This window comes from Novosphingobium percolationis (genome assembly GCF_020179425.1).
Taxonomy (GTDB): Bacteria; Pseudomonadota; Alphaproteobacteria; order Sphingomonadales; family Sphingomonadaceae; genus Novosphingobium; species Novosphingobium percolationis.
On the sequence record NZ_JAILYM010000008.1, the window covers coordinates 28,905 to 49,991 of the forward strand.

At 62.7% G+C, this 21,087-nt stretch carries 25 protein-coding genes and 2 tRNA genes; 17 read left to right on the forward strand and 10 right to left on the reverse strand.

Annotation, left to right across the window (positions count from 1 at the left end; all coding sequences use genetic code 11):
* Nucleotides 1–18: 18 nt before the first annotated feature.
* Entirely contained in the window at nucleotides 19–378 is a 360-nt protein-coding gene (locus K3A84_RS17825) for a thermonuclease family protein (protein WP_225010842.1), read from the forward strand.
* A 12-nt stretch (nucleotides 379–390) separates the two neighbouring features.
* Here K3A84_RS17825 and K3A84_RS17830 read toward each other — a convergent pair whose 3' ends face one another.
* Nucleotides 391–999: an SOS response-associated peptidase gene (locus tag K3A84_RS17830; protein WP_225010843.1), complete on the reverse strand. Its 609-nt coding sequence runs from the start codon at nucleotides 997–999 to the stop codon at nucleotides 391–393.
* A gap of 99 nt (nucleotides 1,000–1,098) precedes the next feature.
* Between K3A84_RS17830 and K3A84_RS20570 the strand changes: the two genes are divergently transcribed.
* Both K3A84_RS20570 and K3A84_RS20575 read left to right on the forward strand, forming a co-directional pair.
* Entirely contained in the window at nucleotides 1,099–1,281 is a 183-nt protein-coding gene (locus tag K3A84_RS20570) for a DUF6771 family protein (protein WP_318248331.1), read from the forward strand.
* Nucleotides 1,282–1,284: 3 nt separating this feature from the next.
* Entirely contained in the window at nucleotides 1,285–1,611 is a 327-nt protein-coding gene (locus K3A84_RS20575; RefSeq protein ID WP_318248332.1) for a hypothetical protein, read from the forward strand.
* Between the two features lie 5 nt (nucleotides 1,612–1,616).
* On the opposite strand, the gene K3A84_RS17840 is transcribed toward K3A84_RS20575, so the two are convergent.
* On the reverse strand, nucleotides 1,617–1,877 hold the full coding sequence (locus K3A84_RS17840) for a hypothetical protein (RefSeq protein ID WP_225010845.1): 261 nt from the start codon (nucleotides 1,875–1,877) through the stop codon (nucleotides 1,617–1,619).
* Nucleotides 1,878–1,935: 58 nt separating this feature from the next.
* Nucleotides 1,936–2,211, reverse strand: a complete 276-nt coding sequence (locus tag K3A84_RS17845; protein WP_169495323.1) for an HU family DNA-binding protein — start codon at nucleotides 2,209–2,211, stop codon at nucleotides 1,936–1,938.
* Between the two features lie 198 nt (nucleotides 2,212–2,409).
* Here K3A84_RS17845 and K3A84_RS17850 point away from each other — a divergent pair, with 198 nt between their 5' ends.
* The 3 genes from K3A84_RS17850 to K3A84_RS17860 all read left to right on the forward strand — a co-directional run bounded on the left by K3A84_RS17850 (nucleotide 2,410) and on the right by K3A84_RS17860 (nucleotide 5,239).
* Nucleotides 2,410–4,425, forward strand: a complete 2,016-nt coding sequence (locus K3A84_RS17850) for a ParB/RepB/Spo0J family partition protein (protein WP_225010846.1) — start codon at nucleotides 2,410–2,412, stop codon at nucleotides 4,423–4,425.
* 134 nt (nucleotides 4,426–4,559) lie between these two features.
* Entirely contained in the window at nucleotides 4,560–4,862 is a 303-nt protein-coding gene (locus K3A84_RS17855) for a type II toxin-antitoxin system HigB family toxin (RefSeq protein WP_225010847.1), read from the forward strand.
* Nucleotides 4,863–4,873: 11 nt separating this feature from the next.
* Complete coding sequence (locus K3A84_RS17860) at nucleotides 4,874–5,239, forward strand: helix-turn-helix domain-containing protein (protein ID WP_225010848.1); 366 nt, start codon at nucleotides 4,874–4,876, stop codon at nucleotides 5,237–5,239.
* Nucleotides 5,240–5,270: 31 nt separating this feature from the next.
* Here K3A84_RS17860 and K3A84_RS17865 read toward each other — a convergent pair.
* Both K3A84_RS17865 and K3A84_RS17870 read right to left on the reverse strand, forming a co-directional pair.
* Nucleotides 5,271–5,346 (reverse strand) — tRNA-Ile (locus tag K3A84_RS17865).
* A 5-nt stretch (nucleotides 5,347–5,351) separates the two neighbouring features.
* Nucleotides 5,352–5,437 (reverse strand) — tRNA-Leu (locus K3A84_RS17870).
* A 115-nt stretch (nucleotides 5,438–5,552) separates the two neighbouring features.
* Between K3A84_RS17870 and K3A84_RS17875 the strand changes: the two genes are divergently transcribed.
* From K3A84_RS17875 to K3A84_RS17920, 10 genes are all read left to right on the forward strand, one after another.
* The gene (locus tag K3A84_RS17875; protein WP_225010849.1) at nucleotides 5,553–6,026 is read left to right on the forward strand and encodes a PIN domain-containing protein; all 474 of its coding nucleotides are present in this window, start codon (nucleotides 5,553–5,555) and stop codon (nucleotides 6,024–6,026) included.
* 46 nt (nucleotides 6,027–6,072) lie between these two features.
* Entirely contained in the window at nucleotides 6,073–6,252 is a 180-nt protein-coding gene (locus K3A84_RS17880; protein ID WP_225010850.1) for a hypothetical protein, read from the forward strand.
* 81 nt (nucleotides 6,253–6,333) lie between these two features.
* On the forward strand, nucleotides 6,334–6,735 hold the full coding sequence (locus K3A84_RS17885; RefSeq protein ID WP_225010851.1) for an MbcA/ParS/Xre antitoxin family protein: 402 nt from the start codon (nucleotides 6,334–6,336) through the stop codon (nucleotides 6,733–6,735).
* Nucleotides 6,736–7,220: 485 nt separating this feature from the next.
* Nucleotides 7,221–8,183 (forward strand): ArdC family protein, encoded by a 963-nt coding sequence (locus K3A84_RS17890; protein WP_225010852.1) that lies wholly within the window; start codon nucleotides 7,221–7,223, stop codon nucleotides 8,181–8,183.
* Nucleotides 8,184–8,194: 11 nt separating this feature from the next.
* Entirely contained in the window at nucleotides 8,195–8,614 is a 420-nt protein-coding gene (locus tag K3A84_RS17895; RefSeq protein WP_225010853.1) for a hypothetical protein, read from the forward strand.
* 70 nt (nucleotides 8,615–8,684) lie between these two features.
* Nucleotides 8,685–9,104 carry a DUF3768 domain-containing protein gene (locus K3A84_RS17900; RefSeq protein WP_225010854.1) on the forward strand — a complete coding sequence of 140 codons (420 nt, stop codon included), beginning with the start codon at nucleotides 8,685–8,687 and terminating at the stop codon, nucleotides 9,102–9,104.
* Nucleotides 9,105–9,141: 37 nt separating this feature from the next.
* On the forward strand, nucleotides 9,142–9,678 hold the full coding sequence (locus K3A84_RS17905) for a hypothetical protein (RefSeq protein ID WP_225010855.1): 537 nt from the start codon (nucleotides 9,142–9,144) through the stop codon (nucleotides 9,676–9,678).
* Nucleotides 9,679–9,809: 131 nt separating this feature from the next.
* Nucleotides 9,810–10,169, forward strand: a complete 360-nt coding sequence (locus K3A84_RS17910; RefSeq protein WP_225010856.1) for a DUF736 domain-containing protein — start codon at nucleotides 9,810–9,812, stop codon at nucleotides 10,167–10,169.
* A gap of 76 nt (nucleotides 10,170–10,245) precedes the next feature.
* Entirely contained in the window at nucleotides 10,246–10,593 is a 348-nt protein-coding gene (locus tag K3A84_RS17915) for a hypothetical protein (RefSeq protein WP_225010857.1), read from the forward strand.
* Between the two features lie 79 nt (nucleotides 10,594–10,672).
* Nucleotides 10,673–11,539: an ATP-binding protein gene (locus tag K3A84_RS17920; RefSeq protein WP_225010858.1), complete on the forward strand. Its 867-nt coding sequence runs from the start codon at nucleotides 10,673–10,675 to the stop codon at nucleotides 11,537–11,539.
* On the opposite strand, the gene K3A84_RS20580 is transcribed toward K3A84_RS17920, so the two are convergent.
* From K3A84_RS20580 to K3A84_RS17945, 5 genes are all read right to left on the reverse strand, one after another.
* Nucleotides 11,540–13,987: a TOTE conflict system archaeo-eukaryotic primase domain-containing protein gene (locus tag K3A84_RS20580; RefSeq protein WP_225010859.1), complete on the reverse strand. Its 2,448-nt coding sequence runs from the start codon at nucleotides 13,985–13,987 to the stop codon at nucleotides 11,540–11,542. It lies immediately after the preceding gene.
* A gap of 70 nt (nucleotides 13,988–14,057) precedes the next feature.
* Nucleotides 14,058–16,019, reverse strand: a complete 1,962-nt coding sequence (locus K3A84_RS17930) for a TniQ family protein (protein ID WP_225010860.1) — start codon at nucleotides 16,017–16,019, stop codon at nucleotides 14,058–14,060.
* Nucleotides 16,016–17,164, reverse strand: a complete 1,149-nt coding sequence (locus tag K3A84_RS17935) for a TniB family NTP-binding protein (protein ID WP_225010861.1) — start codon at nucleotides 17,162–17,164, stop codon at nucleotides 16,016–16,018. Before K3A84_RS17935 ends, K3A84_RS17930 begins: the two co-directional genes overlap by 4 nt.
* Nucleotides 17,143–19,260: a Mu transposase C-terminal domain-containing protein gene (locus K3A84_RS17940; RefSeq protein WP_225010862.1), complete on the reverse strand. Its 2,118-nt coding sequence runs from the start codon at nucleotides 19,258–19,260 to the stop codon at nucleotides 17,143–17,145. The genes K3A84_RS17935 and K3A84_RS17940 overlap by 22 nt, the downstream gene beginning before the upstream one ends.
* A complete protein-coding gene (locus tag K3A84_RS17945) occupies nucleotides 19,257–19,934 on the reverse strand; it encodes a hypothetical protein (RefSeq protein WP_225010863.1) in 678 nt (225 codons plus the stop codon). The genes K3A84_RS17940 and K3A84_RS17945 overlap by 4 nt, the downstream gene beginning before the upstream one ends.
* 102 nt (nucleotides 19,935–20,036) lie before the next feature.
* Between K3A84_RS17945 and K3A84_RS17950 the strand changes: the two genes are divergently transcribed.
* Nucleotides 20,037–21,038, forward strand: a complete 1,002-nt coding sequence (locus K3A84_RS17950) for a hypothetical protein (protein WP_225010864.1) — start codon at nucleotides 20,037–20,039, stop codon at nucleotides 21,036–21,038.
* The last annotated feature ends 49 nt before the right edge of the window (nucleotides 21,039–21,087 follow it).

Sequence of the window (21,087 nt, forward strand, 5' to 3'; positions counted from 1 at the left end):
GAACGATAGAAGCGGCCTATGTCCTTGTTTTCCTTCCTTGTGCTTGGGGCTGCCAGCACGTTGTGCCCATCGGTGTCGGTACACGATGGCGACACGATCCGGTGCGGATCCGAACGCATCCGCATCGCCGACATCGACGCCCCAGAACTCCCGGATTCGCCGAAGTGCCAGGACTATCGCGCTCGCTATGCCTGGTGCGATTTCGAGAAGGGCTATGCGTCCCGTGACGCACTTCGTGCCTTTCTTGCCAGAGGGCGGGTGGTTGTCGCGCGCCAGGGCGTTGATCGCTACGGTCGCACGCTCGCGCTGATCCGGGTCAATGGCGTTGATGCCGGAGACTGGCTGGTTAGTCGGGGCCTTGCCCGGCGCTGGAACTGATGCTCGTTGCGTTCAGGTGCCGCGCGACCTGACCCAGGGTTCGGCAGTCCGCTCTACCGAGAGCGGATAGAGGCACGGGCGGCAGAGCGCGAAGGCTTCGTCCGGCTCGGCTGCAAGCCAGCGCGACCAGTCGTCCGGTGCGAGCACGACCGGCATCCGGTCATGGACATCGGCCATCTGCGCGCAGCCATCGACCATGACCATGCTGTAGGCATCGCCCCACTCGTGGGTCGGTCGCCAGATGCCGGCGACCGCGAAAAGTTCGGCACCCGCCAACGAATACCACGTGCGGGTCATCCGTCCTTTCTGGCCTTCGGCTTCCGCCCAGGCCGTGACGGGGATCAGGCACCGCCGCTTGACGAAGCTGTCACGCCAAAATGGCATCGCCAGCTTGTCCTCTCGGGCCTTGTTGACGGCCTTGGGCTTGAGCGGCTGTCCCTGCTTGCCTTTGAGCGTCAGCGGAAAGCCCCAGGTCATCGTCCGGGCTGTTCCTTCCGCCACGACGAGGCCGGGATAGCCGGGATAGACTTCTTCGCCAAAGTTGGCGCCGACATCCGCGCGGGCACTAAAAAGCTGCCCGACTTCGGCGACGTTGGCCCGCATCTTGTAAAGGTTACACACGCGCGGAGTTCATCTTGGCTCGGCCGGGAAGTCAATCAGAGAGGACGCGCCTGATGCTCTGTCTTGCGTCAATGTTCCTCATATGTTCCAGTATACGTCATGCGAATCGACCATGACACCATAGCCCAGGCCATACTTGCCGCGCCCGGTTGGGCGCGTGTCGGCATAACCGCCCCTGATGAACGGATGCGCGAAGATGCGGCGCAAGAACTCGCGTCGGTCATTCTGAGCGACAAACGCCGTGACACTGGCGGCGATGACCAGCTTGCTTTCGCGCTGTGACCAGTGCGCTGGACGGCCGATGGAACGCACCAGGCCACGTGCATTTTTGAGGCCGCCTGCTTCCACCAGGCGATCAAACCCGTCTGCCGGTGCGGCCATGCTTCGACCTTCAATCCGCATGGCCTGTGGTGGCTGTTCCAGCAGCGACACTGGGACGACCGTTTCGCCGAGGCCCGATTACACTTCTGGTGCAGGGTCTGCGGGATCCGGACCCGTAGAAAGATCATGTCCGTCAGGATCGAGACGGCCAAGCCATCGGCTGTCGATGTGATCCTGCCATGGCCCGACGAGCGGGAATGGAAGCGCGCCGTTCGGCGTTTTCGGGCCTGACGGGCTCAGTTGTCGGTCACGCGACCCAGCATATCCATGAAATCGCGCGCTGCGTTCCGGTCGTTTGCCTCCTTGAAGGCGACGTCGAGATCCGGGGCGTTGCCGAGAATGTGCATCAGCGCCCACATCGCAAACCTGCGGCCACGATCCTGTTCGAGTCCGAAATCGACGGCCAGTCGCTCCTTGCCGGCTTCGAGCGCCGCCGGACTGACCGCGCCAAGGTCGGTCGCCCCGAAATAGCGCTGCATCTGGTCGTCGAAATCCATCTCTCGTCCATCTACCCGAAGAAGGCAGGGCGTCCGGCCGGACCGGACGCCCGATCAATCAGGCGTTGATCTTGTCCTTCACCGCCTTGGCGGGCGCGAAGGTCAGCTTGCGCGCAGCAGCGATCTGGATCGTCGCGCCGGTCGACGGGTTACGACCCTCACGCGCCGGCGTGTCCTTGATCTTGAACTTGCCAAAAGCATTCAGCGAAATTTCGTCGCCCTTGGCGGCGGCATCCGCGATCGCCTCGAAGACGGCGTCGACGATCTTGCGTGCATCGGTCTTGGTCAGACCGTGGCCGTTGGCAACGGCTTCGGCGAGGTCGGCAGTGTTCATCGTGATTGGCCCTCCAGAATTCGCGGGAATGACTACCCCGCAAGCGGCGCATCGTCCAGCCACGCCTATTTGCATGGCGATGCATGGGCGACTGCGGGCCGCAGGACCTTCGAAGCCGGGAGGGAAGGGGGGAGCGGGGCTTTGAGCCTGGCGGGCCGATGGTCGGTGCACGGAGGCTCGCAAGTCAGGAGCCAGTTCATGATTTCAGGAATTCCCCTCAACAAGCTCGCGCCGTCGCCGCGCAATGTGCGCAAGCATTCGGACGCTGCAGCCGATGCCGAACTCAAGGCCAGCATCGCGGCCGTGGGCCTTTTGCAGAACCTTGTCGTGCGCGCTGCCCCAAAGGGGCGCTACACCGTCGAAGCCGGCGAACGCCGTCGCCAGGCGCTGACGGCGCTGGCCGATGACAAGATTCTGCCGCGCGATCATCCGGTTGCCTGTCTGGTGCTCGATGCCGATGATGCGAACGCGGTGGAATCGAGCCTCACCGAGAACTTCCAGCGGTTGAACATGAACCCGGCGGACGAGGCGCAGGCTTTCGCGACGCTGGTCGCTGAAGGCGCGCGCGCCGAGGACGTCGCCCGGCGCTTCGGGCTCACAGTGCGCTTCGTCGAAGGTCGACTGCGGCTCGCAAACCTGGCACCGGTCGTGTTCGAGGCTCTGGCTGCTGGCGAAATCACGCTCGATCTTGCCAAGGCGTTCGGGGCGACCTCGGATCGGGAGATCCAGGCGCGCGTGTTCGGCCAGATGTCCACGTCCTACTATGCGCTCAATGCCGCCAGTATCCGGCGCATGGTTCTGTCCGAGACCGTGCGCGGCAACGATCCGCGCGCGCGGCTTGTGGGCCGCGAAGCCTATGCAGCCGCTGGCGGCCGCATCGAGCGCGAACTCTTTGATGATGAAGACAGCGAAGCCTGGCTCGATGTCGCCCTTCTTGAGCAGCTCGCGACCGCGCGCATGGAAGCCGAGGCCCGCGCCCTGGCCGAACAGCACGGTCTTGCCTGGGTGCGCCCGACACTCGACAACTACGCCAGCCATGAACTGACCACGGGCCTGACGCGGCTCGTCAGCGAACCGGCCCCCCTGTCCGACGATGATGTCGCGCGACTTGAAGTCCTTGATGCCGCTTACGACGAGCAGGCGGCGATCCTGGAAGACGAAGACAGCGACGACGACGCGATCGCTGCTGCCGAAACCGAAATCGAGCGGATCGACCATGAAAGCCGCACCATTCGCGATCGCCCACAGGTCATTGCGCCTGAGCTGCGGCCACAGGCGGGCATGATCCTGACGCTCGGTCGCGACGGCACGCCCGTGCTGCAGCCGGTATTCTACGGAGAAGGCGCCCCTCGGCCCGACGGTGACGACGACGATGGCGTCGAGGCCGTCACGGAAAAGGGTGCAGCCGGTCCGCGCCGATCGGTGCTTTCGAAGCGGCTTGTCGATGAGCTCGCCATGCAGCGGCGCGATGTGCTGTCGCTCCATGTGGCGTCCGATCCCTCGCTCGCCCTCGACGTGCTTGTCTTCATGCTTGCCGATGCAGACACGACCGATTGGAAGAACAAGGCCGCCTCGACCTTGCGCGGTGGCGTGCCGAACGGGCCGATCCTCGGTTTTGAACCCGCTGATGCTCCGGCTAGTGCAGGCTTGGCCGAGTTTCGGGCCAGTCTCGATGAAAGCTGGCGCGTCGGTGACGATCCCGCTGCTCGGTTCGACCTCTTCCGCAATCTCGACGACGAAGCCCGCGCAAGCTGGCTGGGCTTCCTGGTCGGCCGTACGCTCGAAGCCAGCCTCAACCTCGACGGTGACCGGCGCATTGGCTTCATCGACCACCTTGGCGGTATTGTCGGCATCGACATGGCGCGTTGGTGGCGACCGACGGCCGCGAACTACTTCGACAGGGTGTCGAAGCAGGTGATCCTCGATGCCCTGGGCGACGTTGGCGGGCCTGAACTGTCGAGCCGGTTCGCGTCGGTCAAGAAGCGTGACCTCGCCATGAGCGCCGAAAGGGTCTTTGCAGGGGCCACCATTACCGAAGTCGATGTCCGCGACCGGGCGCTCGCCTGGGTGCCTGAGGTGATGCGCTTTGGTGAGCAGGACACCGCAGATTCCGCGGATACCCCCACGGATGCGGTCGATGACAATGGCGACGAAGCCATCGACGCAGCTTCCGCTGTCGGCCTCGATCCCGTTCCGGAAGCCCGAGCGGCCTGAACTCTCCTGACAGGTCAGCAGGGCATGGGCGAAGCGGCTTCTTCCTGTCCGGGAAGAGGCCGCTACTGTCACACCAATTCCCATTTTGGGAATTTCCAGTTGATTCCCATTTTGGGAATTGCTAGGTGCTGTGGATGAGACTTATCGCCCGTTCGAATCTGGTGGCGTTCTGGGAAGCGCACCCTGAAACCAGGGCATCTCTGGCCCATTGGATAACGGTCGTTTCCAACGCTAGCTGGCAGAATACCGGCGAAGTGCAGGCATCGTTCTCAAAGGCAAAGGTGCTGAATGCTGAACGCGTACGTTTCGAGGTCGCCGGGGGCAATTATCGGTTGATCGTGGCGTTCAAATTCGAGGCGCAGATCGCCTTTGTGAAGTTCATAGGCACGCACAAGCAGTACGATGCCATCGACGCGCTTACGATCAGCGTGTTTTGAGGAGGTACGACATGGATATCTTTCCCATCAGGTCGGATGCGGATCACCGCAAGGCCGTACAGGAAATCGAGCGTCTGTGGGATGCCAGGGAGGGGACCGAGGAGTTCAACCGCCTCGATATACTTGCGACTCTGGTCGATGCCTACGAAGCCAAGCGCTGGCCGGTGGAGGATCTAGATCCTGTCGACACCATCAAGGCGGATATGGAACTGAACGGTCGCTCCTTGAGCGATCTGACCAAGGTCATTGGCAAAAGCCGGGCTAGCGAGATTCTGAAGCGTCGTCGGCCATTGACCTTGGGGATGATCAGGAAGCTGCATCATAGCTGGCATATTCCAGCGGACCGCCTGGTCGGAGAATACGAACTTTCGCACTGAGCAGCCCGGCGGGATCTTCCGGAAACCAAAGTGGTGGGCCCGGCAGGACTCGAACCCGCAACCTAGCCGTTATGAGCGGCCAGCTCTAACCGTTGAGCTACAGGCCCCACCTTGGTGCGGACGGCGGGACTCGAACCCGCACGGGCAAAGCCCAGAGGATTTTAAGTCCCCGACGTCTACCGGTTCCGTCACGTCCGCCCGAAGCGCTGCGTTTGCGGCAGGGGCGATTCCAATGCAAGCCTTGGTACCGCATGGGCGTTGGTACCGTTGAGACTATCCCGTACACTGAGGGCGTTCCGTTCGGAGATGATCCATGTCGCGAAGCACGGCTCCCAATCCGAGAGTCAATGGCCCAATTGACAATTGCGAGGCCTTTGTGCGCTTGCGAGCGGAGCAGACCGCGGCCTTCGCTGCACCTGATGCAGACTATGTTCCGCTGACTGCAAATGAACTTATCGCACGCAACCGTGGGTGGCTTTTACACAACCTGCCGATCGACCACACTGAGCGATCGCGATATCTGGCTGCGCGCGACGCTCTGGAGGCTCGTTTCAAACATCGGGTTCTTTCCGTCGACGACGTGGTCGTGCGCCGATGGGGGGCGATATCGGGAACCGTGAAGCGAGACACCGGAGTGGCGCCTGGCGTCATCGATACACTGCTTGCCGCGACCGCGATCGAGAACCGCATGTTTCTGGTGACCTGCAATGTGAAGGATGTTCAGCACAGCGGTGCGGCGGTATTTAATCCTTGGGAGGATGACCCTTCAGGATTTGTTCTGGCCTGAACCGGGCCGGAGTTCAGCGCCGCGTCAGACTGGTCGAGAAGGCAAGATGGAAGAAGAAATTCGAAATGCGGACGGCACCGGCAGCACAGGCCCTATCGACGTCTCCAATCTGCCAGCGGAGACCTTCGAGGTCTTCAAGAAGGCAATTGCTGTTTCGGGCAAAAAGGTACCCGCGCTCGCCAGGGCTGCGGAGGCCACGCAAGGCCTTCTCAAGGACGCTGGCTGAAAATCGCAGAGTTGGTCGATGGCACAGCCTAATCCCTTTCGCTTCGCGCCATCCAATCGCCGTCGATTGAGTGCGCCGGGAATGCGTACCTTCCTGGCAATTGCTGATCTTTGGGGTTTGCACGACATGCAGCGCCGACTGGTCCTCGGCTATCCATCACAATCCACCTATCATGGCTGGTGCAAGTGCGCGCGTGAGCATGGCGCCTTCACGCTGGACGTCGATGTCCTCATGCGAATTTCGGCGGTTCTGGGCATCCATCAAGCCTTGGCCGTGCTTTTTGACGATGAGCATGATGGCGTGGCATGGCTTCGCCGGCAAAATGATGCGCCTGCTTTCGGAGGGCATCCACCACTCAATCTGATAATAAGCGGTACGCAGGATGGCCTGATGACTGTGCGGCGATTTCTCGATGCGGTGCAGGGTGAGCTCTATATGCTGCCGAGCGCTACCCATGCGAACCAGATGCAATATTGGCCTTGATTGAAACGCCATACCTTCTGGCGGCGGCAATGTGGTACGGTCGCCAAGGTGATTGAACCAATTCAGGCAACACTGCCTGATTTGGCTGTTTCGGTGGACTTAGAGACGGCGGATGCGCGATGTTGTGTTTTGCCGGGAGAAATGTCCGGTCAGTGCAAAGTGCTATCGACATTCTGATAGCTGGCCCAAGCGGCCACGTGCTGAATCTTGGGCGCACTTTGATCCGACGAGCGGGTTAACCTGTGCCGGCTTCTGGGCGGTCAAGGAGTTCGACAGTGAACGGCGTGTACCATCACGCAATGCCTGATCCCGCCGCTCGCCATCTCCATTTTGCCCGCCAGAGCTGCGCTTCCACCCACGTTGCTCGCTCTATTCGATCGCACGGGTCTGTCGTAAGCCCAGTGGCATGAATTGAGAGGAAAGGGGGCTTTGCCTTCGGCGAGCCAGACGGCGTTTGTGCCTGTCGGCTTGTCAGGATACCCCCCATGTCGAAATTTGCTTCGCGCCCGACTCAAGAGAGCCCGGCGGCGCGCATCACGCGCGAGATCATTGCCCGGCTCGAAGCCGGCACCAGGCCCTGGATTCGTCCCTGGCGCGGCACGGCCACCACGCGCCCTTTGCGCGCCTGCGGCATCCCCTATCGCGGGCTGAATGTATTCTGGCTCTGGATGATCGCCGATTTCTGCGGTTTTACGTCCCCCTACTGGATGACGTATCGCCAGGCTACGCTGCTCGGAGGGCAGGTGCGCAAGGGCGAGAAATCCACGATCGCCATCTTCTACAAGAGCTACGCCAAGGAGGTCGAAGCGCCGGACACGGGCGAACGCACCAGCGAAGCGCGCCGCGTGCTCAAGGCCTATGCCGTATTCAGCGCAGACCAGGTCGATGGCCTCCCCGAACGGTTCCATCCGACGCCTGTTACCGGCCCGGTTGAACCGGAGGGCCGGGAGGCCGAGCTCGATGCCTTCTTCGCAGCGCTCCCGATCCATCTGCGACACCAGGGCGATGAGGCCTACTATGAGCCCGTGGCTGATCGGATCACGATGCCTTCGCCGACGCTCTTCTCAGGGTTCGATCAGTATTACGCCACGCTCGGCCACGAATGCTCGCATTGGTCAGGGCATAAGTCCCGCCTGGATCGTGATCTGAAGGGGCGGTTCGGGAGTGATGCTTACGCGATGGAAGAATTGGTTGCCAAGCTATCAAGTGCAATGCTTGGCGCTGAATTGGGATTACCGGTTGCCCATCTCGATCATCACGCGAGCTATATAGATCATTGGCTTGAGGTTCTCAAGCGGGATGACCGCGCAATCCTCACCGCTGCCGCCAAGGCCGAGGAAGCGGCAAGCCTGCTGCTGCGGCTCGGTGGCCGTGCGACCGGGGAGGGATCGGACGATGCCGACGGCGGCAATCCCGACGCGGCATCCGACATCGCGCTCGCGGCCTGACGGAGGGAATCATGGGACGCTCCGTCAGCTATCCGTCTGGTGCGCTGGTCGCCTTTCAGGGGCTCGCAATTGACGATGAAGACGACTGGGAAATCGCCCTCGAATGGCTGCGCGACGATCTGATCGCGCAAGCCCGCCGGGCATTTCCCTCGCTGGAACCGCACGATGGCTGGCGTGGGCGCGAGGACCGCATCCTCCTGCGCAACGGCTACGCCGACTTTGGGCTGTCGATCTACGGCGGCCTTGCCGCGGTATGGATCGTCGAGCGCGACGACACTTCGTATCACGAGGCCGAGTTGCGCCGTCCTCTGCACGCGCTGGCGCAGCACTGGCTTAACAGCGTTGCCGGACGCTTTGACGATCTGTTCGGTGAATACGTGTGCCTTGGTCACATGTCGAATGGCGAAGGTGTCTATCGCAAGCGGCATTGACGTGCCGACCACTGCCCAGTTTCCGGAAGGGGAGGGGGCAAGGGTGTGTGAACCCATCGGGAGATCACACATGTCCAGCAATCCTCTTCCTCCAGCGGACCCCGAGCAGGTCCAGCGCGAACGTACTGAGCAGATCGCGCGCCTCAACGACGAAACCCGTCAGGGCAAAGGGCAGCGCTCGCGCATCCTGTTCACGCGCGGCGTCGTCGAACTGCTCACCGAAGGCCAGACCGAGGAGCCCGCGCGCACGGCGCGGGTCATGATCAACCAGGATAGGCTCATGCGGCAGATCGCCGACGCGTCGATCGATCCGGGTGACGATCCCTACGGCGAACGCGATTTCGGGGTCGTCACCTTCCTCGGCGAACGCCTGTATTGGAAGATCGACGCTTACGTCGACGACGGCAGCTTCTCGTTCGGATCGGACGCCCCTTGGGATGCCTCGGTCACGATCCGGGTCCTGACCATCCTGCAACCGTGCGAATACTGAACGCGCCTGCGCTTTGCGCGCGCGAGGAGATCCCAACATGACCCGCACCATCGATCTTTCGGGAACGCCGTTCGATGAACCTTGCGCGCAAGTGGGCCGCGATCCCGATGCGCCGGCGCGCAGCCGTCAGGAGGCCCTTGCCTATCGCGCCGCGCTTGTCGCGGTGCTGGGCGTTCCGCCCGAGGACTATGCCCTCGAAGTCGTCGGCAACCCCCACGATTTCGGGACCTATTATACTGTCCGGCTGCGGTGCCCTTCGGACGCCGCACTCCACGACGATGCCTATGAGGCGATGGTCGAACATGGCCTGGCGCACTGGATCGATGCGATGATGCCGGCGCCCTACGCCTATGCGCCCGATGGCACGTGGACGGCGATCTGTCCGCACTCGCCCTCGCGCGAAGCGATCGAGCGCGCCCTCATCACGAGCCGCCCGGCCGCCGACGGCACCTTTGCCCTCGACCTGTTCGCGCGCGTGCATGCCAACCTGCGCGCCGGATATCCCGACCACGCGGCGCGGGCGGACTTGCGCATCGCCTGCATCCACGAACAGTCCGGCGCCACCGTGCATTGAGGGCCCGCCCGGTACCCCAGCGGCCGGAGGGAAGCGGGAGAGGAGCGGTTGGCCGGGGCAGGGATGCCCCAGGCCATCACCCCACGACCCCCGAGCAGCAAGACGGGGTCTTTGCCAAGGAGCACCAGGCAATGAACATCGGCACCATCCAAAGCAACGCGCAGGGTCATCTGAGCGGCTCGCTTGCGACCGTCATGGTCGCCATGACTTTCGCGCTGCGCGAGGTCGAATCCCGCAACGATAAGGCCCCCCGCTTCGAAATCCTCACCCGCAACACCGGCGGCGCTTTCGTGCAGGTCGGCGCCTTGTGGGAGAAGGCCGCGCTCGAGACCGGCGAATGCTATCTGCAGGGACGCATCGATGATCCTTCGCTGACGCGGCCGCTGCCGATCAGCGCGTTCAAGCAGGACGATGGCAGCTACAACGTCGTCTGGTCGCGGCCGCGCGCCCGGCGGCGGGCCGATGCGTTCCCGCCTGTCGGCAACGCCTGATACGGCTCATCCCCGAACCACCCTGCGCCCCGGCCACCACATGGTGGCCGGGGCGTTTCCTTGAAGGGAAGCACACATGCTGACCGATTCCGAACGGTTCGCTTTCTGCACGCACCGCGCGCATGTCCTCAATACGACGGGCAATGCCTACGACGCCTGCCAGGTCGATGAAGCCATCGCCAAAGGCCACACGTTGATCGTCCTCGGTGAAGGCGTGGTCGGCCTTGCCTGGGCCTGGCCGGTGGCGCTCACGGCCGAAGCGGGCCACCTCCACAAGATTGCCGATGCCGGCGCCGCGACGCTGACCGACCTCGTGGCACCGCTCGGCTTTGACGAGGATGACGTGCGCATCGCCATCTCGCTGGCCCGAGCCTTGGGCCTTGCCATCGATCCCGCGTTCGATCGGGTCTGCCCGGCCGAGTGACCGCCTCTGCAACGGCTTTGCAAGCCGCTGCGACTTTCCGTCGCTTTCACCGACGCACCATGCGCACGTCCGCGGGCGCGTGATCACCGAAGGACATCCGTCCATGCCCCTTCCTGCGACATTGCGTGCCCGGGTTTCGCCCGAGGCGATCACCAAAGTTTCCCGTATCTTCAACGGAACGCTCGGCGACATCTTCAACGAGCTGTTCCAGAACGCGCGCCGTGCCGGCGCGACCACGGTTGCCGTGACCGCCGAGCACCTCGACGAAGCCTGCATCGTCACGGTTACCGACGATGGCGCGGGTATCGCCGATCCGGCCGATCTCGTCTCGCTCGGCCAGTCGGACTGGTCCGAGGCTTGCCGCGGGCGCGAGGATCCCGCTGGCATGGGCTTCTTCAGCCTTGCCGGGCTCGACACGCTCGTGCGTTCGGTCAGCGCGCACGCGTCCTTCGCCCTCGCCATCGCCGGGGATGCCTGGACCGGCGAAGCCGATATCGCGGTGCTGCCCTGGGACGGACCTCGCGGGACCAGCATCGCGTTCCATGTCCCACCACAGCGCGACGGCAAGCTCGAGCGCTGTCTCGAAAGCGCGGCCCGGCATTTTCCGCTGCCCGTCACGTTCAACGGCGAGGAACTGAAGCGGGTCGATTTCCTCGCAGGCGCGCACAAGATCGTCGAGCGCGAAGGGTATCGCCTCGGCGTCTATCGCAACCGCACGTCGTCTGCCGGCGACACCGTCAATTTCCACGGTGTGACGCTCCGGCACGTCTTGCCGCAGGTGAAGGAAATCCACCACGCGCAGTTCTGTGGAGAATCGATTAGCTCATATGAGCGTGGCGGTTTGACGGGGCATGGCGTCGATACCGAGAACCATAAACTTCATATGCAGAATCGGTTCTCGATTCCTCGACAGCGTTCCAGAATCGATAAGCGATTCCGCGCCTGATTATTCGATGCTGTAGCCGAGCGCGCGATATCCGATCTGTCGCTTCCCGGCCATGCGCGAGAGGAGGGGCACCGCGTCATCGACATAATCATAGACCAGCACGTCGGTTTTGCCGGCATGGCGGCGATGCAGCCGCCCAACATATTGGGCGAGCGTTCCTTTCCAGGAAATCGGCATGGTCAGGAACAGAGTATCGAGGCGATCATCGTCGAACCCCTCGCCGATATATCTGCCCGTCGCGAGGATGAGGCGTTCCTCGCCATGGGGCACCTGCAACGCATCCTCCGACGCCTTGCGCTCCGCGGCACTCATGCCGCCGCGCAGCACCGCCAGATTTCGTACGAACCGGGACAGCCGGCCCTGTAGATATTCGAGATGATCCCTGCGTTCGGTCAGGATCACCGGTGACCGCTTCGCGTCCAGCGCGCGGAGCACATCGTCGAAGATCATATCGTTGCGGGCTTCATCGTCGGCGATTGCCGCATAGACTGCGGGCATCGGCGGCCTCTCCATGATGGCAAGCGGCTGTGGCAACTGGAACGTTGTGCGCCGTGGCCGCACGCGATGGGCAATGCCCCGGCGGGCTGCCTGCGTTCGCGCATCGACCCGATGACGGATCGGGCCGCATTGCATGAAGATGATTGGCTGATGCCCATCCTTGCGCGCCACCGTGGCTGACAGCCCGAGAATGAACCGCGCCTTGGCCCGTCTCGCCACAAGTTCGAAGCTCGCTGCGGACAGATGGTGGCACTCGTCGACGATGAGGTGGCCATAGTCACCAACCAGGTCCGCGACCTCGCCACGTCTTACGAGGCTCTGGATCAGGGCCACGTCAATTACACCGGTGGGCTTGCGCTTCCCGCCCCCGATCGTCCCGATCAGCTTCGGGTCGATGTCGAGGAACGTCCGCAGCCGCTCGACCCATTGCTTGACCAGTTCCTTGCGATGGACGAGTACCAACGCATTGACGCGGCGCTTTGCGATCAGGTGTGCGGCAACCACCGTCTTGCCGAACGCCGTGGTCGCCGCCAGAACGCCGTCGTCATGGGCCCCAAGGGCTTTTGCCGCACGGATCTGAGGCTCTTCAAGATCGCCCTGGAAGGACACGCCATCGGGGAGCGCCGTCCCGGCCATCCGCTGGTCGTCGATCGCGACCGCGCTCCCATGCACCGACAACAGCGCGACAAGCTCGTCCAGGCATCCCCGCGGCAACCCGATATGCTTCTGGTGAAGCTCGGCACAGGAGACGATGCGCGGTTTGCCAAACGTTGGCAGGCGCATTGCCTGCGCCTTGTAGAATTCGGGATTTTGGAACGCCGCGAGCCGGATGATCTGCGCGGCCAGCCAAGCGGGTAAGCCCGTTCGGTCGATGTAGACCTGATCGCCCAGCACGATGTCGAGCCTCTCCGGCACCGGCTCGGTTGCCGGCGCCGGCGAAGGCCGCCGCGACGGCGTCATCTTCCACGGCTCGGCCGCATGCTCGTCTTCGACGGGCATGCGCACGCCCAGCACCCGCCCGCGTTTTTCCGCGTCGGCCACCATGCGCGAGGCATCATGAGCATCCATCAAGGGAAGCGACGAGAGGAACGCCCATTGGTCATCATAGGGACGGAGCCGCGCATCCACGAACAGGCTGTTTCCTCGCCGGCGGGCGCGGCCCTGCAAGGGCAGCGCGATCAGATTGCCGAACCCGCCGAGCGGCATGGTGTCCTGGCTTGGAAAGAAGCGGTCATAGGAGCCGAACCCGATCTCGGGACGCCGCTCCATCGTTTCTGTCAGAAGCGACGCGCCCAGCGCGCGGGCGGTTCGCGCCGCTACCGCGTCGGCAAAGAAGATCCAGACATGGCCGCCATTGCCCGATCGGGACCGTTCCAGAGCCGCCGGCACGCCGCGCAGGCGGCAGGTTTCCATCATGGCGAGGGCATCTTCGGCCCAACTCGCCTTGTCGAAGTCGGCCGCGAGGAACCGGCAGCTCTCATCGGCCAGCAGCGGATAGACGCCCGCAACATAGTCAGCCGCGTCGGATCGGGAGGACGCGCCGCCGCGCAAATGCCGATCGATGACGTCGTCGGTCACGGGCAGAAAGGCTTGATGCGCGCATTCGCTGCATTTGATCTGCGGCTTGCCACAAAGACCGCGCTTCCATTCATTGCCGCAGGCAGGGGCATAGCCGCCGCGCCCGGTTTTGCGATTATCCCAGCGGAGCGGGAACACATCCTCGCGCCCGGCGAACAGTCTGCGGAACAGCGCGATCTTGTCGCCCGTCGACGAAGTCGCCGTCACTGGCGCCTCGGGGAACAACGGAACGCGGTCCGCCTTCCGCGCTTCGTTCATCCGTCGGGCTTCCAGGGCTTCAAGCGCCGCGATCACTTCAGCGCGTTGTTCATCAAGGGTCCTGAGCCGCGCGCGTAGTCGTGAAGCCGCATCCATGTCGGGATCGCCGCTCACGTTTTGACTTCTATCGGCCGCATGCGATCGTGGTACATAGGTCGTGTTGCGGTTTCGTCATACGCCCTCGCTAGTGAATGGCCGAACCGCTTGCGCGCCGTTCCGGCTTGGTCGGGTGGTCCGGCTCAGGCTCCGCGGCTAGATAACGGCGCTGTCCGCTAGGCGTCGGGATCAAAAGTAGATCACTGATCTTGCTTTCTGCAATCTCCCGATCATAGAGCGGCTGCGTATGCCGTCCGCCAGTGATGGCCGGCGTCACGCCAGCTTTCTTCAGGTATCCATCCACGCTCGCGGTGCGGGCTGCCTTCGGCAGAAGGCGCGCCAGTTCCGAGGCCGACACGAAGCGTTTGCCGAACGCTTCGATTTCGGTCAGCCGCAAAGTCTGCGCCGTGCCGTACCAGGTCGGCTTACTTTCTACCGCGAACCATCCCAACCGCACGAGCCTGACTACCGTCGGTACTGCGACGCTCAGTTGGCGCGCGGCTTCCAACATCGGCATGAGCGCGGGATCATCATTACTTTGGAGTGCGGCGATCACGGCGTCGGTATCGACCAGTATCTGGGCGATGCCGCGTTCGCCGCGCAATCGCCCTGCTGCCTTGATCTGGCCATGCAGCAGCCCATCAATCATCTCGTCTGACGAGCGGTGGCAGATATACACAGCCCTCATAATCGTCGCGCTTCCCCGTGGCGGCTTGTTCACGAACGGAGCTACTCCGTGCAATGCTTCGAGGAACTGATCCAGGTCGGCAAAACGATACCATAGACCTCCGAGCCGATAGCCGCGTGGAAAATAGTTTCGGCCGCTCAACACCTTGAACAACACGGATGTCGTGCCGAGATGATGACACGCTTCTGCTCGGGAGCATATTTCACCTAAGAAGGCGGCCAAGGGTTTCTCGAATGATTTTGGAACGATGGTTCCGTCGCAGGGTCGTGAAGAAGGTAGGATCATTCCGAGAACAGATGCCGCTCTTACAACGCCCTTCGTTGATACCCCCAACAGCTTTGCCAACGCGCCCAGCGTGGTCAACTCTCCCATCGGCACCGGATTGCGGAACAGCTTCGTTCCGGCTGTTATCGGGAGGTGCTTCACGACGTGATCGCGGACGATATCACGGATTGGGTCGAGCGCCGGGTGTGTGGCGACGCCAAGCCATATTTGCATGTCTCCATAGACACCGTGGGGGGTCAGTCGTTTGCATGGGCATACGGCTATCATGGCGTCGAGCATCTCTTGCAGCCGACCGGGGAAGTCCTGGCAGACGGCATAACCGGCTGTCATTGTGCAAGCGCGTTCCGCCATATCCTGGTGACGCCAAGCAAGGATCGACCTGCCCCAGCGCGCTGCCCCGCCCAGCCATTGCATGACCTCGGTGGCTTCCACGAACTCGAGACCATCGAGGAAGCTGTGCGCAATGCGAGGACCGCCGCCAAGCCTTCCAACAAGATAGGCGTCGCCGATCCTGCTCTCTGGCGCAACAGGTTCGGTCCGGTCTTCCAGAACATGGTGTCCGCATATGCAATGCGCCGGCGACAAATCGGAACGGCGGAAGATTCGACCACAGGCGGGACAACTCGCCATCAGCACCCGGCCATGCCGCGGGCAACTCGATATTTTCGCGAGATCCCACCACGACCGACGCCAAGGCCGACAGGTGATCGGTCCGTCACGCTCCTCGACATCAGCGCGCAGGCAATCCGGGCAGATGCGGGCAAAGTTACAGGTCATAGCCATGTTGCCGCTGCGGCTCACCAGTTCGCCGGCGAGAACGCTCCCATCGTCGGTATGGGTGATCGAGTTCCGAACCAATGTTTCCAGCGGGAATCCAGTCAACCGCGCGATATCAGGCTGATTTCTCCCACACTCCAGGTCGCGAATGAGGTGGCGACGATCAGTAAACGAAACTTGTCGTGCAAATTCAGAGCGGCTTTCACAGCCGTGGCGCAGAGCAAGACGATTGAACAATGCCCACGTGGGTTCGAACGGCGCCGGCCGCACGCGTAGCGCAATCGGCGGCAGTTCTGTCATAGTCCGTCCCGGACGAACGGACGTAGCGGTTGTGCGCCTTTCCCGCGCAACCGGGTCACCCGGCTCGTGTTCGTGGAGCGTCGAGGAGCGGTATCGCGTAGCCAGATTTCGCGAAGCCGTTCGCCCGAGCAGAGGAAGGGGTTGTCGGGACTCGCCAGAGATTCGCTGATAGACGCCTGCGCGTCATCGAGGATCGCGTCGAAGTCCAGCATGTCCTTGGCTTCATGCTCGTAAGAAGGATGCCAGTCCGCATGGACCTTGCCCAGCAGGTCAAGATCGATCAATCGGCGGCCGCTTGCCAGGGCGATGCTCAGGGCCTGGCTGAGATATTTGGAGACGATCCCGATCTCGCCGCCCGTGGCCACATAGATACGCTTTGCCATCTCGTGCTTCGCAAGGCCCGACGGGTCCGGCAGGCCCAGCATCTTCTCCATGACACCGAGCACACCCGAGAACATCGTGCGACCACTTCGTGTTGCCCAGTCGTAAGGCTTGAGAATGACCGTGGGTTGCAGGCGACGGCGCAGTTGCATCGTTCGTTCGCCGGCTACGGCGATGTCGAGCAAACGGGGGAGCCCCGCGATCACGACCTGAACCTTCACCCGATTGAGCAGCGACTTGATGAACTCGGTCACCTCGGCCGTCATGTCGGGCTTGTTCTCGTTGACCATGTGATGACCCTCGTCGATGAAGATCATCTCCGTGCCCGTCTCCTCTGCGTAAAAGGCGATCTTCTCGATCACCTCGCTGGTGTTCCAGTGCTCGCGCGCGCGATAGCCGTAGGCGCCAAGGATTGCCCCCACCAACGCTCGTCGCGTCGTCCGCTCGGGCGCTTCGACGTAGACGATGCGGCGGATATCACCGTCCTCCATCGCGCGGTCCGGGTAATCGACCATATAATCCTCGAGCGCCGTCGTCTTGCCCGAGCCTGCGGCGCCCACGATGAGCAATGCCCGCGCCTTGAAGCGCCGGGTCTCCTCTCGGGGGCGATATCGACCGTGCAGTTCGCGTATCGCCGCCTTCGCTTCGACATGCAGGGTGTGGGGGATGATCGTCGTCTCGAACGCAAGCACCGCATCGGGCAGGGTCGGCCGTGTCATGTCGGCCACGGCGTGGTGCCGGGTCATCGCGTCGGTTCCGACCATTGCGCGACCAGCGCTGCGATATCCGCATCCAGATCGATAGCGGGCGGTGGTGTTGGTGCGACATCCTCCTTCTGTGGCGCGTTTTCAACCGCCGGAGCCTGGGGCTCGCGGACGGGCATCGGGGGCTGGCCTTCGAGCGGCGTGAAGTAGCACCCGTCGGCCTCGTAGCGTGCAGCCCGGACCGCACTTCGAACCTTGCTCTTCGTGGTTTGCAATTCGCCCGCCGTCTGCTCGGCAAGCGCACGCGACGCTTCAAGATCGGCGATCGTCACCGCCGCATCCTTTGGCAAGCTCCGCTTCGCAAGGGCCCGATGGATCTTGTGCTGATATTTCGAGACCCCGCGCGACACACTCTGGTCGACGCAGGGGATCATCAGCCACTCGCCGCGCTCATCATCGAGCAGCCAGATTTCGCCCAGATCATAAGGATCGTAGCGGATTTCCCAGTCCCTCTCTATTCCGCCACGACGCGCCAGCAATGACTCAAGCTTCTCCCGGTCGGCGTAAAGCAGCCCTTCAAACTGGATGCCGATGTTGGAGATGCGCCGGAAGAAGGTCTCTCCCGTCAGCCGGACGATATGGTCGAAGTTGGGAACCGGGCGGACCGGATAGAGCGCGGTCAACTCTCGCCAGCGCTCATAGGGCGTACATTTCAGCGTATCGTGAACATTGTGATGGTAATCGTCGACGATCCATTTCAGGATCCGCTGCCGCACGTCCTCCAATGACAGGCGCGCCCGCGAGACGGGATCATAAAGATCGAGGGTTCGCGAGAGGGTCGTGCCTTCCTCATGGCTGAACACCTGCACACCGATGGTCTGGAAGACCCGCTCGATCGCCCCTTTCAGCCAGGGCATCTTTACCGGGAGGTTGACGATACCGATGTCGAGCATCCTCCCGGACGTCTGTAGCGATTGCGACCGGAACTCCTTGCCGTTGTCGCAGATCAGCCACTCGGGGACACCATGGCAGGGCCAGTCTCGGTCGATGCCGTCAATGCCCGAGAGATCCTTTTTCCATATCGCGTGGCCCAAAGCCCTCTGAAGGGAGGCGTAGGATGGGGCCTCGAAGCTCAGATGCGCGCCGACAATCATGCGTGTGGCGCGATCGATGAGCGCCGTCAGCCAGGGCCGACCCAGGGCGCGACCGCTCTGCGCATGCACGACCACCAGATCGATCAGGCAGTGATCGACCTCGACCTCTTCAAGCGGCCGATCGGGCAGATTTCGCCGTTCGAAGATCCCGAACTTGAGCCAGGCGGCGCGCCTTCCGAAGCGGCGTTCATATTCCTGTCGCTCGGTATAGTTGTCGCGGATGAACACCCGGAAGGTGCGATCGCTGACGGCGGGCACGCCTTGCTCGGCGCATAGATCGACATAGCGGCGATAGGCATAATTCTTCCGTCGCCGCGGCATGCCCAGATACCAGGCTTCAACCGCCTGCCGCATCAGCTTGTAGGTGTCGGGACGATCGCCGTCCTCGCGTGCATAGCGAGCCTGGCGCGCACCGCGCCGATGATAATGCGGGATCAGCAGCCGGATATCGCGGCCGTGCCGACTCCACACGCCGTACCAGGCCCGCACCGTATAGGGATTGGGGCGGTGGAGAACTTTGGAACGGCGTGATGCGCTGTTCGTGCTTCTTCGCCGCTCGACATCGAGCCGGGCTGCGAACTCGGTATCCTCGCGTCGCCATTGATCGTGATGCGCGTCGAACACCGTTTCGGCTGCGGCGGTATAGGCGCCCATCAGAGTGGGATGCTGATTGCGAATAGCATCGACCATACGAACATAGGTCTCCCGGCGCTCGGCCTCGCGCCGAACCTCCTCGGGCCAGAACTCCCAGGTTTTCTCCAGCGCTTCGGCAATGGCTTTGGGCAGGCCCTCCGCATTGCAGGGATGGTGCGTCAGCCGGCGGGCACTATAGACGGTGTCGATTTCATCATCGCTCCAGGTTCGTGCATCGCCGCCACCCTGAGGTTGCAGCAGATAGCCGCGGCGTTTTCGATCGATCACTGACCAAAGCGCCACCTGGCCCTGTTCATTCCGGATCGAGAGGGTGTCCCCCTGCTGGAAGCGCAGCGGCGTCGTGGTCATCTTCCATCTCCTGGCATCAGGACAGCATTTTCATCGAGGGGGTGATCGAGGTCTGCAATCAGATCCCCGATCGCCACCAACCCGAGGACGACATTGATATGCACAGCCTGGCCGCCGAGTGCCTCGGCAGCCACTCCCAAGGTCGATGGGAAGGGGAGGAGGGTTAAGATGGTGCGGATTGCATTGAGGTTTTCGGCCGCCAGCACCGCCACTGCTGCCCGCAGGCGGCGGACGTTCGACAGGCGAGGTTGCCGACGGATATCGGTGTCGAGCCACATTTCATGCCGGGCACCACGCGCGGCGCATTCCGCTTCGATTGCCGGCAACCGTCCGCCCAGGGTCGGGTCAGCCGCCAATCGTGTGGCCAGCTTGACCTGACGGTAGATAACCGCGCCGTCCGCCATCTCCAGTCGGATGTCGGGCGTGTAACGCCGCTGTCGGCCCGCTTCCGTCCAGACGAAGGTTTCCGGCTGCACGGAGAGATCTGCAACATCCGGATCGAAATCGAGAAGCAGCAGCGCGTCGCGCTCGAGCAGGCTCTCGTAAGGTAGTCCATCGCCGATCTTGATCGACTGATACCAACCCGTGCACGATTTTCGTCCCGGCCGCTTTGCCGGATTTCGGGCGAACCGCACCGTTGCGTCGGAACGCAAACGGGCTGATTTGTCGGTCACGCCGGCATTCGCTATTCTCCTTACGGGAACGACTCGAATTGCCGGTTGAGTATAACCGCTTCCGCAAAGGGCGGTAATTGGTTCCGCTCAGAGCAGTGGAGCGTGCATGTCGACGTCGTCGATGCGCGCGATCTCGTTCTGGTCCTGCCCGCGCGCAAGGAAATCTACCACAACGCCGCGCTGACACGGCTCAAGACCCTGTGCCGGGAGGCCATGTATCAGACGATCCGGGCCGAGCCCTTCCACCGTCTCAGCCATGCCTCCTGGCTCGAGGCCCGTCTGTTCTGCGACGCCTTTCCCGAGGCGATTGCCCAGTTGCCGCCGTGGACGCCGTCTCTGGCGCGTGACAGCTACCGCGATCTTCCCGGCTTCACGGCCATTGCTGCGAACGCAGCCCTCTATGACGACATGGATGCACTCGATTCCGTGACATTCGGCCGCGCCCTTGCGTTCTCGCGGAACGGCCAGCCTGGAGAAATGCATCACCTTGATGGGTCTACGTCGCTCACGTTCTATTCGCCGATCGAGCATTTCATCGGCTACAGCTGGTATGAACGCCTGAAATGCTACGTGCGCACAGGCGAGCGCTTCTGCGAGGCCGATGGCAGCGATACCCCGCTGGGGCGCGATCCCTGCACCTTGCGACCCGAGACCATCACGCTGCAACTCGGCGATCAGTTCGGCGGTGGCCTCGACCTGCCGACCGATCTTGCGCTCCTCGAAGGCGTCGACAGCTGGACGGACGTCGACACGGTGCAGATCGCGCTCACGAAACGTTCGCGGCTCGATCCCGGCGAACTCACGGATTACATCATCGACGCCGTCTTCAGTCCGTCTGACGATTCCGATGCGGACAGCTACGATACCCAGGAAACGCGGTTCCGCTACGAGGCCGCCGCGCGCGTCCATGCCATGCTCGAAGATGACGATGCAGCAACGCTCGCGGTGATCCGCATGGTCTTTGCCGATCGCATCGCCTGGCGCATTCCCGCTGGACGGATCTTGCGCCTTTCCTGGTCGATGTCCCGCAAGGAGCTTGCCCTCCTGCCCGAGGCGGACGTCCCGACGTCCGACACGACTGCACCTGGCGCAATCGCAGGCTGAACCCTTCTTCGCGTCTCCGGCCCCGCAGCCGGTCCCTTTCCTCCCAACA